Origin of the sequence: Streptosporangium sp. NPDC049376 (assembly GCF_044466505.1) — a bacterium.
Taxonomy (GTDB): Bacteria; Actinomycetota; Actinomycetes; order Streptosporangiales; family Streptosporangiaceae; genus Streptosporangium.
The window spans coordinates 371,817-384,915 of sequence record NZ_JBITMT010000001.1 but is presented as its reverse complement, the minus strand read 5'-3'; the positions used below and the strand labels follow the sequence as shown (position 1 = coordinate 384,915).

The window sequence follows — 13,099 nt, the reverse complement described above, 5'->3', positions numbered from 1 at the left end:
AGCGGGCGGGCTAGCGTGGGGCGCGTGCCGTCCCGAGAACCGAGAACCCCGCTTGAGGCGGTCACCGACCGCCGTTTCCTGGCCACGGGCTGGCCGTGGCGCTCCGCGGGCTACCTGCTGACCGGGATCCCGCTGACGGCGGGGGCCGTGCTGGCGCTGGGGGCGCTCGCGTGGCCGTGGGGCCTGGTGCTGCTGCGGCAGGCGCGCGGGCGGCCGCTGTCCCCCGGCTCCGCCGTCGCGCTCATCCTGCTCGGCGCCGGGCTCGTGGCCCTCTGGCCGGTCGTGGCGACCGCCCTGGCCAGGGTCGAACGGCTGCGCACACGCATGGTCGGCTCCCCGCCGCTGGTCTCCGGGCACCGCGCGCCGCCCGCGCCGGGGGCGTGGCCGTGGCTGCGGACCCGTTACACCGAGGCGGCGACCTGGCGCGAGCTGGGTTACGCCCTCCTGCTCGCCACGGCCGGGCCCGTGGTCTACGCCGTCGTGCTGCTGCTGGCGCTGCTGACGGTCTCGTTCCTGACCGCCCCCTTCCTGGTGGCCGGGGAGATGGACCCGGTCTCCCTGGGCTTCACCGAGGTCGGCGGCCTCGGTGAGGCGCTGCCGTACGCGTTGGCCGGCCTGCTGCTGCTGCCGCTGCTGCCCTACCCGATCGCGGTGCTCGCGGGCGCGCAGGCGGCCCTCGCGCGGGCGCTGCTCCAGGGCGGCCCCGGCGAACGGCTGCGCGCCCAGCTGGTACAGGTCTCACGCTCCCGCGCGCGGCTGGTCGACGCCTTCGAGGCCGAACGGCGGCGCATCGAGCGCGACCTGCACGACGGCGCCCAGCAACGGCTCGTCGGCCTCACCCTGCAGATCGGCATGGCCAGGCTCGACGTCCCGCCCGGCTCCCCCGCCGCCGAGGCCATGGCGCAGGCCCACGGCCAGGCGAAACAGTTCATGGCCGAGCTGCGGGAGCTCATCCACGGCATCCACCCCCGGGTACTGTCCGGCCAGGGGCTCGCCGCCGCCTTCGACGAACTCGCCGACCGCTGCCCGGTGCCGGTGACCGTCCGCGCCGACCTGCCGGAACGGCTGCCCGCCCACGTCGAGGGGACGGCCTACTTCGTGGCGGCGGAGGCGCTGACCAACATCGCCAGGCACAGCGGCGCCACGCGCGCCGCCCTCACCGCGAGCGCGCCGGGCGGCCTCCTCGTGGTCGAGATCTCCGACGACGGCCGGGGCGGGGCGGACCCACAGGAGGGAACCGGTCTGACCGGCCTGGCGGACCGGGTCTCCGTCGCCGGCGGCAGAATGCTGATGTCCAGCCCGCCCGGCGGACCGACCCTGCTACGTGTGGAGATCCCTTGCGGTCAGAACGACCCGTCCGAGTAGTCGTCGCCGAGGACGCCGTGCTCCTGCGGGAGGGGCTCGCCGGGCTGCTCGCCAGGTTCGGCTTCGAGGTCGTCGCCGGGGTCGGCGACGCCGAGGCGCTCGTGGCCGCCGTCGCCGAGCACTCCCCCGACCTGGTGGTGACCGACATCCGGATGCCTCCCGGCTTCACCGACGAGGGGCTGCGCGCCGCCGTCGAGCTGCGCCGCGCCCGCCCCGGGCTGGCGGTGGTCGCGCTCAGCCAGTACGTCGAGCAGAGTTACGCCTACGAGCTCATCGACTCCGGGGAGGGCAGGGGGATCGGCTACCTGCTGAAGGACCGGATCGTCGACGTCGAGGAGTTCGCCGCCGTACTGCGCCAGGTGGCCGACGGCGGCACCGTGGTCGACCCGTACGTCGTGCGCAGGCTGTTGCGCCGCCACCACGACCCGCTCTCGGCACTGTCCGAGCGTGAGCGCGAGGTCCTGGCGCTCGTCGCGGAGGGCCACTCGAACACCGCGATCGCCAGGATGATGTCCATCTCGGAGACGGGCGTGGGCAAACATGTCGGCAACATCCTCGCCAAGCTCTCACTCCCGCCGGACGAGGGGACCAACCGCAGGGTCCTCGCGGTGCTGGCCTACCTCAGGAGCCAGGAGGACCACCCGGGAACCTGAGCACCACGGACAGGGCCGGTAGCGTTGCGGGGACGGGTTCCACCGGAGGGGGAGAGTTGGACGACCACGAGTGGCTGCGGCTCGCGTGTGACCTGGCCGGGCTCTGCCCGCCCTCCTCGACCGCCTTCTCGGTCGGCGCCGTGGTGGTCGGCGCGGACGGCGTGGAGATCGCCAGGGGGCACTCCCGGGAGACCGGCCCCCACCTGCACGCCGAGGAGGTCGCGCTCTCCAGGGTCTCCCCCGGTGACCCCCGGTTGCCCGGCGCGACCGTCTACAGCAGCCTGGAGCCGTGCAGCGTGCGCCACTCCCGCCCGGTGCCCTGCAGCACGCTGATCATCGGCAGCGGGGTGCGGCGGGTCGTGCTGGCCTGGCGGGAGCCCCTGCTGTTCGTCGACTGCCGCGGCGCCGAGGAACTCACCGCGGCGGGCGTCACGGTGCTGGAGATCCCGGGGCTGGCCGAGGCCGCGCGCAGGCCGAACGCGCACCTCCTGGCGTCCTGAGGACGGGCGAGCCGTACGGCCTGCGAGGGGTCGCGGGGTCAGGCCAGGCAGCGCAGGGCGGCTCTGACCTTGCGGTCGATCGGGTAGTCGTCGGGGAGCCTGCCGACGGTCGCCTCGACGAAGATCGGTACGGGCAGCTGGGTGGCCGTGTCGTAGGCGTACACCCAGATCCGTTCCGCGGTCGGCTCGACCTGGGCCTGCGAGCCCTGCTCGGCGAGCACGAAGACCGCGACCCTGGCCCGCCACCAGGCCCGGTCGTCGGCCTCCTCCTCCGAGACGGGCGCCCCGACGTCGTCGGCGTGGGTGGCGTACTCGGAGTCGTAGTGGAAGGTCTGCAGCCCGACGGGGTACGGCCCGGCCAGGGTCGGCAGCGACGCCTCCCGGCCGAGTGCCCGCATGCGCGCGCGGGTCTCGCCGTTGGCCTCGCGCCACTCCTGGAGCACCTCCTCGACGGGCAGGTCCCTGCGGCGGCGCACGCACCAGTCGTTGAAGGCGTTGAACCCGCCCTCGACCCCCTCGCGCCTGAGCATCGCCGAGAACCCGTCGAGGTCGTCGTCGAGGCAGGCGTGGTTGTACAGCTCCTCCCCCGCCAGGTGCCCGAGGACGTCGCGCACCGACCAGCCCGCCGCGCGGGAGGGGCGGTTCCAGCCCTCCTCGTCGAGCCCGGAGAAGTACCGGTCGAGACGGGCCGCCTCGGTGTCGAAGATGTCGAAGGGGTCGAGATCCGGCAGGGGATCCTTGGGTGATGAGCTCATGTCATGAGCGATACCCCGCCCGGCGCGAGGGGCAACAGGCGGCATCACCGCAGGTCAGCACCTGTGATGATGCCTGTGGTCACGCCGCTCACGGCCGGGTGCCCGGTTCCGTGCCAGGGCTTCGGACCCCGTCGCGACCCGGACCGCGCCGCCGGGCCCGTGGGGTTCGGCGCCCTCAGCCGGACGCTCCCCGATCCGGCCCTCGGCGGTGACACGGCCCGGCTCGCCGACGCTCCGGTCGCGGGCCCGATGGCGTGGTCTACGACCGGGGAGCCGGGGAGGTGAGGTGGGCGAGACCGGCTCGGGCCAGTTCGTCGCGCAGGTGCGCCGCCGACTTCGGCAGCCCCGGCCCGCCGCCGAGGTCGTAGGCGGTCAGGAAGCTGCTCAGGCACATGTGGAAGACCGTCAGCAGGGCCGCCTCCGGGTCTTCGTGCCTGATCTCGTCCTCGTGGCGCAGCACCGCCAGCCTGAAGGAGGCGAACATGCGCTCACGGGCGCGGAGTTTGCGCGCCCTGAGCGGCTCGTCGTCCGTCGAGTGCTCGGCGAGGGGGTGCACGGCCTGGGAGGCGACGTCCTCGGACAGGCAGGTGACGAACGCGAGCACCACGTCCGCCAGGGTCGTCTCGGCCCGCCCCAGCCGTTCGGTGAGGTCGTCCTCAAGGCGGGTGAGGATCATGTCCCCGACCGCCCGCATCAGGCCCTGCTTGCCGTCGAAGCGGCCGTAGATCCCGCCGATGGAGATGCCCGAGGCCTCGGAGACCGCGGCCATCGTGAAGCCGTCGACGCCGTCGCGTGCCAGCACCGTTCTGGCGGCGTCGAGGATCTGCAGGGCGGAGCGGCGGCTGCGGCGCTGCTGGGGCTCCTCAAGCAGACCCTCGTGCAGGCCGGGCAGCCAGCTGCCCCCCGCGTGGTCCTCGGGGCCGCCCTTCCCGGGGGCGGTCGCCGGGCCTCCCGACATGCCATTCCCTCCGCCCAGCGTGGACGCGCGAGGGGCCCCGTCAGTGCTGCCGTCAGTGCTGCCGACGGTGTCGCCGTCAGCGGTGCCGTCGCCCCTCGGTCCGGTTGTCAGCGCGTTCCCACCGTAGCAGTATCCGAAGATCCGTTCTGATGTGCGCCGCGTACCCCCCGCGGCGGGGGGACGACGCCGCGCCCGCAGACCTCGAATCCCACGGTGCGCAGCTGGGTGAGCACCCGCTCGTCGGGCCTCCAGCCGCGCCCGTCACGACCCTCGGCGACGTTGAGGGCCGCGCCGAGGGGGGTGGGCCAGCCCCGCAGCGCGTGCACGATGGTGCGCAGTGCCTGCAGCGTCGTGACGGCCGCCTGCCAGCCGTACGCGGTGGTGACGCAGCCGACCGCGCGGCCCGTCAGGTAGGGACGGGCGTCGTCCCTGAGGTCCTCGGCGTAGTCGAGGGCGTTCTTGACCAGACCGGAGACCGACCCGTGGTAGCCGGGAGAGCAGACGATCACACCGTCCGCCGAGCGCAGCGCCTCGACCAGGCGCCTCCCCGGGCCTCCCGGTGGGCGCGCCGGGTCGTACATCGGCAGGCCGGACAGGTAGTCGGCGCCGAACAGCTCGGTCCTGGCCCCGGCGGAGGCCGCGGCGTCGAGGGCGAGGCGCAGGGCGTTCTCGCTGCTTGAGGAGGCGCGTGTCGTGCCCCCGAGTCCGACGACGAAGGGCTGCATTCCACTGTCTCCTCTGTGGGGAGGGGGTTCGGCCGGTCGTGCGGCGGGGACCCGGACCGACGACATCGGTCAATCCGAATCAGTATTCTTTTTCGAGTATCCGGCGCTCTCCTCGCTCCGTCAATACCGCGCAACCGACAGCCCGGGCACTTCGGTCAAGCCTTGACTTAGAATCCGAATACGGATTTTACTTAATTCGAAGCGCGGGTACGGCTCTCGCGCGGCAGGTCCGGCGGACGGTCGCCTCGACGTCCGGTCCGGACCCCACCGGGCGGCGCGGCCCGGCCGGTTGACGGACGTCCCGGCGCGGCGGTGCGCGCAGGTCGAAGGCCCGGGTTCCAGCTGCTCGTCGGGTACACGACCGCAAGACGGGAGAGGTCATGACTTTTCAGGAAAACGGGGCGACTTCCGCTATGAATGGTGAGGACACCGTCAGACAACGGATAACCGACCTCACCCGCAGAGCCGCGCTCCTGCGCAAGGAGCTGCCGGAGAGCGCCGCCGAGGTGGACGCGGCCAACGTCGACACCACGTTCGCAATGCGGCGGATCTGGGAGGAGGGCCTGTTCGCCTTCTGCCTGCCCCACAGGTTCGGCGGGATCAACGACGCCAGGCCCGAGCTGTACACCGAGGACTTCTTCAGGATCGCCCTGGACATCATGGCGGGCGACTCCTCGGCCGGGATGAACTTCGTGGTCCAGGCGCTCGTGACCTTCGAGATCTTCCGGGAGGGCAACACGCTGCCCGAGTCGACGAAGGTGGAGATGGCCCGCCTGATCCGCGACGAGGGCGTCAGGCTCTGCGCCTCGAACTCCGAGGCGGGGGCGCCGGGACCCGTGACGGCCAGGCGCGTCGAGGGCGGTCTCGTCGTCAACGGCACGAAGGCGTTCAACACCAACAGCGGCGGGGGCGGGTGGGCCTCCGTCGGCCTCACCCTTGAGGGAAGGAGGGGCCGCTACAACGCGCTGCTCCCCCTCGACCAGCCGGGCGTGACCATGAAGCACGACTGGGACACCATGGGCCAGCGGGGCACCCACAGCCAGACCGTCGTCTACGACGAGGTGTTCGTCCCCGACGGCTACCACTTCAACGGCAACGGCGCCTCCCCGTCCTTCCTGTCCTACGTCTTCCTGATGCACGCGGCGATCATGCTCGGGCCCGGTCTCGGCGCGTTCGACGCCGCCCTCGACTACGTGCGCAAGCTGGACCGTCCGAGCTTCCCCGAGTTCGAGAGCGCGACGGAGGACGTCCTCGTCCGCCGCCGTATCGGCGGTTGCGCGGTCGACCTGCGCGCCGCCCGCGCCTTCCTCCTGGACACCGCCCGCAGGATCGAGCGGTGCGACCTCGACGAGGATCCGACGGAACTGTTCGTGGAGGCGTTCGGCGTCAAGGTCGCCTGCATCCGGGCGGCGCTGAGCGTGACCCAGGAGATCTTCGATCTCACGGGCGCGCGCAGCACGGCCAACAAGTACCGCTTCGACCGTTTCTGGCGTAACGCCCGCACCTTCGCCACCCACGACCCGACCGACGCCAAGGAAGTCTGGATCGGCGACTGGTACCTCACCGGCAAGGAACCGCCGATGGCGGCGATGCTGCGAGTCTGAGCCCGCAGGCCGTACCGCCGTGCTCTGTGAACTATGTTTGGCGGGAGCGAACAAGGCGGAGGAGGAGAGCCGGTGGCCGTGCCGGAGCACCAGGGCGACGCGAGAGCGGGGGTCCACGGCGACGTCGGCGCCAGGATGCGGCGCTTCCGCAAGGAGCGCGGCCTGACGCTGCGCGGGCTCGCCGCCGCCTCCGGTCTCTCGATCGGGTTCCTGTCCCAGGTCGAACGGGGCATCTCCGCCATCGGCCTGACCGCCCTGAACGGCGTCGCGGCGGCGCTCGGCCGCAGCGTCGGGGACTTCTTCGGCGAGGAGCCCCGGCAGGAGGAGCCGCAGGCCCCGCAGCCGCCCGGCCACTTCACCCTGACCCGGGCGCAGGCCGGGGCCACCGAGTACATCTCGGGACAGCAGACCTACCGCATGCTCTCCGCCCGTGGCCGGAACCTCGTCCTCGAACCGCTGCTGGTGCGCATCGCCCCCGGCGGGCGGCGCGAGGACGCCTACGGCCACCCGGGTGAGGAGTTCGCCTTCGTGCTGGAGGGCGAGCTGATCTACGAGGTCGACGGCGTCGAGCACCGCCTGTACCCGGGTGACAGCGTGCACCTGAGGTCCGCGGTCCCGCACAGCATGTACAACGACACCGACCGGGTCACCACCGTGGTCTCGGTGGTCACCCCCCGGCTCTTCTGAACCGCTACATCGCCGTCCTGGCCGACCACAGCTCGGGGAAGACCTCCCGGCGCAGGCTGCGCTCAAGCCAGCTCAGCCCGCTCGAACCGCCCGAGCCCGGCTTGGCCCCCATGGACCTGCGCACCGCCATGAGGTGACGGTAACGCCAGTCGGAGAAGCGCTCGGACAGGTCGGTGAGCGCCTCGCCCAGGGCCCACAGCTCATCGCCCGGCCCCCGCTCGGCGTAGACCCTGACCCAGGCCGCCTCGACCAGCGGGCTGGGGACGTACTCCGCGGTGAGGTCGTGCCGCACGGGGATGTCGAAGCCCCTCCTGGCCAGCAGGGCCAGCGTGCTGTCGTAGAGGCTCGGGGCCCGCAGGGCGTCGAGCAGCTCCTGGTGGACCTTCGGGTCCCGGCGGTGCGGGCGGATCAGCGACTCCGACTTGTTGCCCAGCAGGAACTCCAGGTGCCGGTACATCGCCGACTGGAATCCCGAGGCCTCGCCGAGCTCGTCGCGGAAGGAGTTGAACTGGGCGGGGGTCATCCAGCCGAGTGCCGTCCAGGCCGCGTTGAGCGCCTCGAAGTGGCGCACGCTCCTGACGATCACCGTGGTGGCCCCGGTCACGTCGTCCTCGTCGAGCAGCCCCCTGGCCAGGGTCCACTCCGCGCGCAGCAGGCCGAAGTAGAGCTCCATGACCTGGGTGGTCACCAGGAACGCCAGTTCCTCGGGCACGTCGGTGACCGTCCGCTGCAGGCCGTGCAGGACCTCGGTGCCGACGTACTCGTCGTAGGGGGTCCGTGCCGTGAACTCCAGTGTGGGCGCGCCCGCGTTGGCCGCCGCCCGGTCGGCGCGCCCGCGTTTGTCCATCACCCCGACCCGGCCTGCCCCCGGGCCTCTGGTGCGCCTCGTCGTCATGTGGCCTCCTTCGTTCAGCTATATGTTCACGCTTGCTGAACGTTCCTGAAATCAGGACTGTGAGGTGATTAGCGCCTTTCGCCTTATGCACCGAAGGTTATCGGCGGATTGGGTTTCGACATGACGGAACGTGACTCCCTCGTGCTCAACCGGCCACGACACGCGGGGAACGGTCGAGCAGCGCAAGCACCGCGCCGCCGAGCAGATCGACGCCGCCGTCGTCGGTGAGGCCGTGCGGGGTGCCGAACTCCACGCGCCGCACCCCGGCGTCGATGAGCGCCTGCGCCTGCGCGGCGACGTGCTCGGGATCGCCGGAGAAGGCGAACAGGTCGAGCAGGTCGCCGGGGATCAGCCGCCCGGCCTCCTCGTGCCGTCCGGCGTCGACCAGTTCCTTGACCCGGGCCAGCAGGTCGGCGGGGACGTTCGCGGTCGGGTCGAGGTCCGCGACGACCGCGAGGTACATGGCGACCTCGGTGCGGGCCCTGGCCCTGGCCGCCGCCCCGTCCCGGTCGACGACGGTCACCGCGCCGAACACCAGCCCGACGTCGGCGGGGTCGCGCCCCGTCTCCGCCGCGCCGCGCGCGACCCGTTCGCGCATCACCGGGACCATCGCCGGGTTGGCACTGCCGCCGACCTTCAGCTCGTCGGCGATCCGCCCGGCCAGGGCGGCCCCCTTCGGCCCCCACGCGCCCAGCAGCAGGGGCGGGCGTGGCCTGTGCACGGCGTAGCGCAGCGCGGTGCCCGGGGCCAGGCGGAACATCTCCCCCTCGAACCCCTCCCGGTCGCCCGCGAGCAGCAGGTGGACCACCTTCACCGCCTCGTCGAGCGCGGTCAGCGGTCTGGGCTGGGCGATGCCGACGGCACCGAGCCAGGTGCCCCTGGCCAGTCCCAGGTAGGCCCGGCCGTGCGAGGCCAGGTCGAGCGCCGCCACCTGCCCCGCGATCTCGTACGGCGCCGCCGAGTAGGGGTTGAGGCAGGCCGGGCCGAGCCGTACCCGGCGGGTGGCGGCGGCCATCTCAAGCAGCGGGAAGATCGGGGGCTGGTACATCAGGTCGCCGAACACGCTCAGTACGTCGAAGCCGTGCTCCTCCGCGCGGCGGGCGAGCCTGGCGTAGTCGCCCGCCCTCTTGTCGCTCTGCAGGCCGAGGCCGATCTCGGCGACGGTCATGGGGGCTCCTTCAGGTCAGGTCGGCGGAGTTCATCCTGCGGCGGCCGGTGCGCTCGACCCGCATCACCAGCCGTTCCTCGGGGTCGGGGCAGGCGAACAGGGAGTCCTGGGCCAGCCAGTCCCCCGAGGCGAGGTCACGCTGCTTGGCCGCGAGGAAGGGCAGCACCGAGGCGAGCGCGTACACGCAGAAGTGCCCTCCGTCGGGCAGCCGCAGGTGCGCGCTGTTCTCCAGGGTGAAACAGTCGCCGACCTCCATCCCGCAGACGGACCTGCCCTCGATGCGGTCGACCACGACCCGCAGGTCGTAGAGCTCCATGTCGCCGTCTTCCGTGTTCTCCACGGGGTTCTCCACGGTGACGTCTCCTTTCAGGGCCTCAGGGTCCGAGCAGTTCGGCGTGGTGGTGGACGATGAGCCACGTGTCACCGGTACGGCGCAGCACGTCGGTCACCCTGCTGTACTCGGCGGGGGCGCCCGGCGGTTCGGCGACGAGCACGTAGCGGGCGACGCCGGTGTCCCCCCACACGTCGATCCGTCTGTCCTGCGCGCGCAGCCCGTCGAGGACGGGCCGGGCGCCCGATTGGTCCCTTTCTTCACGATATGCATCCAGCTCGGCGCGGGTGCGCAGCGGCCCCGGCAGATGGGTCTCCCAGACGGTGACCTCGGCGTGCAGATGGGCGTCGAAGCGCGCCCGGTCGCCCCGCAGGAACGCCTCGTACATGTCGTCGATGCCCGTCGAGATCGCCTCGACGTCGGCGCTCGCGGTCCCGGACGCGCTCTCAGACATGGTTCGCCTCTCCGGCCCGGTCGTCGCGGACGACCCGGCCTCCCTTCATCACCCAGCGGATCGTGCGGAAGGCCGATGCCGAGTCCAGCGGGTCGGCGTCCATGGCGACGAGGTCGGCGTAGCGGCCCTCCTCGACGGTGCCGATGTCCTGCGCGGCGCCGAGCCAGCGGGCGGGGCCCAGCGTGGCCGCGTGCAGCGCGCGGGCCGGGCCGAGGCCGCCCTCCGACATGTGCTCAAGCTCCCGCACCGTCGCGTTGGTGCCCTCGAAGTCCCAGAAGGGCGGCATGTCGCTGCCCAGCAGCATCTCGACGCCCGCCTCCAGGGCCATGGCGTAGCTCTCCAGGTGGCGCGGGCCGGCCCCCAGGGAGCGGCACTGCATCCACTCGGGCACGCCGAGTTCGTCGAAGAACTCCTCGCACCTGGTGACGATGAGGGTCGGCACCAGGGCGGTGCCGCGCGCCGCCATCGCCGCCGCGACCTCCGGAGTGAGCTGGTAGCCGTGTTCGACGCAGTCGAGGCCGAGTTCCACGGCCTCGGCGATCACCGGGGCGGGGCCGGCGTGCGCGGTGACCTTGCGCCCCCAGGCGTGGGCGGTGGCGAGCACCGCGGCCATCTCGTCGGAGAACAGCTGCGGGGTGTCGATGCGCTCGTGCTCCCCGGCGATCCCGCCGGAGATCATCACCTTGATCAGGTCGGCGCCCGCCCTGAGCTGCGTGCGGACGCCACGCCTGAACCCGTCGGCGCCGTCGCACTCCAGGGTGTCCGAGCCCTCGTGGCCGTGTCCGCCGGTGCAGACCAGCGCCTGCCCCGCGGTGAAGATGCGCGGTCCCGTCGCGGTGCCCGCCTCGATGGCGCGGCGCAGGGCGAAGTCGGCGTGGTCCTTCTCCGCCACGCACCGCACGGTGGTGACGCCGCAGCGCAGGGTGCGCCGGGCCCCGTCGGCCATGTGCAGGGCCAGTTCGTGGGGGTTGAGGTTCTTGACGCCCTCCCCGGCGCCGCCGGGCAGCGACAGCGAGAAGTGGGTGTGCATGTTGACCAGGCCCGGCGTGAGGTGGGCGCCGTCCAGGTCGATCACCCTCGCCCCCTCGGCGTGGGGCAGGACCTCCTCCCGGGGGCCGGTGAGCACGATGCGCTCTCCCCTGACCAGCACGGCCGCGTCGGTGAGCACTCGCGCGCCCTCGGCGGTCGTGCCGTCCGCCCTGCTGTCGACCACGGTGCAGTTGACGATGACGAGGTCGCCCATCGGCCGTCCTTTCCGTCGCCGGGCCTTCCTGGCCACGGCCCGTCCGTTCTATCAGGCATAAGTTTCATGAACAAGGGATGGCATGTCGTTCACGGGTAAAGCCCGATCCGAGGTGAGCCTTGCCGGACGACGTTCACCGTTTTTCACACGGGCGTTACGCCCCTCCGACGCTTGACGCCGCGTGTGGCGGGCAGGGCCGATAGGGCGGGATTCACCACCGGAGGAGGCCGGACATGGGCAAGCGGCAACGGATCGTCGTGGTGGGAGGGGGCTTCGCGGGCTTCAGCGCGGCCCGGACCCTCTCCCGGATGGCGCGCGGCGCGATCGAGATCGTCCTGATCAACCCGACCGACTACTTCCTCTATCTCCCGCTGCTGCCGGAGGTCGCGGCCGGGATCCTCGACCCACGCAAGATCGCGATTCCCCTGACGAGCGTCTGCCCCGGGGTACGGCACCTGCTCGCCTCGGTCGAGACGATCGACGTGGCGGGCAGGCGGGTGCGGTGCGTCGACCCCGAGGGGCGAAGCCGTGAGATCGGCTACGACCGCCTGGTGCTCTCGGTCGGCAGCGTCAACAAGCTGCTGCCCGTTCCCGGGGTGGCCGAGCACGCCCACGGTTTCCGCAGCCTCGCCGAGGCCCTCTACCTGCGTGACCATCTCATCCGGCAGATCGAGCTCGCCGACGCCTCCGACGACCGGGAGGAGCGCCGGGCGCGGTGCACGTTCGTCGTCGTCGGCGCCGGATACACCGGGACCGAGGTCGCCGCCCAGGGGCAGTTGCTGGCCCTGGACACCTGGCGGCGCCGCCCCGGCCTGCGAGAACAGCCGGTCCGCTGGATCCTGGCCGACCTCGCCCCGCGCATCCTGCCCGACCTGGACGAGCGGCTCTCCCGGGTCGCCCACCGCACCCTGGCCGAACGCGGCGTCGAGATCCGCACCGGCACCAGCGTGGCCGAGGCGACCTCGGACGGGGTCAGGCTCTCCGACGGGGAGTTCGTGCCGACCCGCTCGCTGATCTGGTGCGTCGGCGTCCGGCCGGACCCGCTGGTCGAGTCGCTCGGGCTGCCGACGGAGCGGGGCAGGTTGCTGGTCGACGAGTATCTCGGCGTCCCCGGCCATCCCGAGATCCTCGCCTGCGGGGACGCGGCGGCCGTACCCGATCTGACCAGGCCGGGCGAGTACACCGCGATGACCGCCCAGCACGCCGTACGGCAGGGCGCGCGGGCCGCGCTCAACCTGGCCGCCTCCTACGGCAGGGCGGAGCGGGAGCCGTACCGGCACCACGACCTCGGGTTCGTCGTCGATCTCGGCGGGGTCAAGGCCGCCGCCGACCCACTGGGGGTGCCCCTTTCCGGGCTGCCCGCAAAGGTGGTCACCAGGGGGTATCACCTGCTGGCGATCCCCGGGGGCAGGACGCGCATCGCGGGCGACTGGCTGCTGGACGCGCTGCTGCCGCGCCAGACGGTCCAGCTCGACCTGGTACGCGGACAGCAGGTCCCGCTGGACTCCGCCTCACCGCTTCCCACGCTCTCCGGGCAGCGGCCGAGGGAACACGTCCGATAGCCGGTTCCGGGAGGGGGTTCACGGTCGGCCGAAACTACTGTGCCGTCGGCCCTTGACTCATCTTCCCAGGCAAGTATCTTCCTATTTAGGAAACTTTCCTAAAGGAAAGGCCCGATCGGCGCTTCCGACACTCCAAGTCCCCCCGCGGAGGAAGAAGACGTGAAAGCCAGAACATGGGCGATCGCTCCCCTGAAGCCCG

14 protein-coding genes are annotated in these 13,099 nt (G+C 72.1%); 6 read left to right on the top strand and 8 right to left on the bottom strand.

Annotated elements, in window-relative coordinates:
• Positions 1–24: 24 nt before the first annotated feature.
• The 3 genes from ACIBVQ_RS01705 to ACIBVQ_RS01695 are packed head-to-tail and all read left to right on the top strand — an operon-like array spanning position 25 to position 2,518.
• The gene (locus tag ACIBVQ_RS01705; RefSeq protein WP_399174991.1) at positions 25–1,365 is read left to right on the top strand and encodes a sensor histidine kinase; all 1,341 of its coding nucleotides are present in this window, start codon (positions 25–27) and stop codon (positions 1,363–1,365) included.
• The gene (locus tag ACIBVQ_RS01700) at positions 1,338–2,018 is read left to right on the top strand and encodes a response regulator transcription factor (protein WP_352008721.1); all 681 of its coding nucleotides are present in this window, start codon (positions 1,338–1,340) and stop codon (positions 2,016–2,018) included. Before ACIBVQ_RS01705 ends, ACIBVQ_RS01700 begins: the two co-directional genes overlap by 28 nt.
• A gap of 56 nt (positions 2,019–2,074) precedes the next feature.
• A complete protein-coding gene (locus ACIBVQ_RS01695) occupies positions 2,075–2,518 on the top strand; it encodes a dCMP deaminase (protein WP_352008720.1) in 444 nt (147 codons plus the stop codon).
• A gap of 38 nt (positions 2,519–2,556) precedes the next feature.
• Here the strand turns inward: ACIBVQ_RS01695 and ACIBVQ_RS01690 are convergent, their stop codons facing one another.
• The 3 genes from ACIBVQ_RS01690 to ACIBVQ_RS01680 form a co-directional block, all read right to left on the bottom strand.
• On the bottom strand, positions 2,557–3,273 hold the full coding sequence (locus ACIBVQ_RS01690; RefSeq protein WP_362910665.1) for a maleylpyruvate isomerase family mycothiol-dependent enzyme: 717 nt from the start codon (positions 3,271–3,273) through the stop codon (positions 2,557–2,559).
• 259 nt (positions 3,274–3,532) lie between these two features.
• Positions 3,533–4,231 carry a TetR/AcrR family transcriptional regulator gene (locus ACIBVQ_RS01685; RefSeq protein ID WP_352008718.1) on the bottom strand — a complete coding sequence of 233 codons (699 nt, stop codon included), beginning with the start codon at positions 4,229–4,231 and terminating at the stop codon, positions 3,533–3,535.
• 107 nt (positions 4,232–4,338) lie between these two features.
• Entirely contained in the window at positions 4,339–4,956 is a 618-nt protein-coding gene (locus ACIBVQ_RS01680) for an NADPH-dependent FMN reductase (RefSeq protein ID WP_386190232.1), read from the bottom strand.
• Between the two features lie 413 nt (positions 4,957–5,369).
• On the opposite strand from ACIBVQ_RS01680, the gene ACIBVQ_RS01675 reads away from it, so the two are divergent.
• A complete protein-coding gene (locus tag ACIBVQ_RS01675; RefSeq protein WP_399174988.1) occupies positions 5,370–6,560 on the top strand; it encodes an acyl-CoA dehydrogenase family protein in 1,191 nt (396 codons plus the stop codon).
• A gap of 72 nt (positions 6,561–6,632) precedes the next feature.
• Positions 6,633–7,247 carry a cupin domain-containing protein gene (locus ACIBVQ_RS01670; RefSeq protein WP_352008715.1) on the top strand — a complete coding sequence of 205 codons (615 nt, stop codon included), beginning with the start codon at positions 6,633–6,635 and terminating at the stop codon, positions 7,245–7,247.
• 4 nt (positions 7,248–7,251) lie between these two features.
• Here ACIBVQ_RS01670 and ACIBVQ_RS01665 read toward each other — a convergent pair whose 3' ends face one another.
• The 5 genes from ACIBVQ_RS01665 to ACIBVQ_RS01645 form a co-directional block, all read right to left on the bottom strand.
• Entirely contained in the window at positions 7,252–8,142 is an 891-nt protein-coding gene (locus tag ACIBVQ_RS01665; RefSeq protein ID WP_362775068.1) for a tryptophan 2,3-dioxygenase family protein, read from the bottom strand.
• A 145-nt stretch (positions 8,143–8,287) separates the two neighbouring features.
• A complete protein-coding gene (locus tag ACIBVQ_RS01660) occupies positions 8,288–9,310 on the bottom strand; it encodes an LLM class flavin-dependent oxidoreductase (protein ID WP_399174985.1) in 1,023 nt (340 codons plus the stop codon).
• A 10-nt stretch (positions 9,311–9,320) separates the two neighbouring features.
• Entirely contained in the window at positions 9,321–9,650 is a 330-nt protein-coding gene (locus ACIBVQ_RS01655; RefSeq protein ID WP_352008712.1) for a TIGR04076 family protein, read from the bottom strand.
• A gap of 34 nt (positions 9,651–9,684) precedes the next feature.
• Positions 9,685–10,095 (bottom strand): DUF4440 domain-containing protein, encoded by a 411-nt coding sequence (locus tag ACIBVQ_RS01650; RefSeq protein ID WP_352008711.1) that lies wholly within the window; start codon positions 10,093–10,095, stop codon positions 9,685–9,687.
• Entirely contained in the window at positions 10,088–11,338 is a 1,251-nt protein-coding gene (locus tag ACIBVQ_RS01645; RefSeq protein WP_399174983.1) for an amidohydrolase family protein, read from the bottom strand. Before ACIBVQ_RS01645 ends, ACIBVQ_RS01650 begins: the two co-directional genes overlap by 8 nt.
• 233 nt (positions 11,339–11,571) lie before the next feature.
• Here ACIBVQ_RS01645 and ACIBVQ_RS01640 point away from each other — a divergent pair, with 233 nt between their 5' ends.
• Complete coding sequence (locus tag ACIBVQ_RS01640) at positions 11,572–12,900, top strand: NAD(P)/FAD-dependent oxidoreductase (RefSeq protein WP_399174981.1); 1,329 nt, start codon at positions 11,572–11,574, stop codon at positions 12,898–12,900.
• The last annotated feature ends 199 nt before the right edge of the window (positions 12,901–13,099 follow it).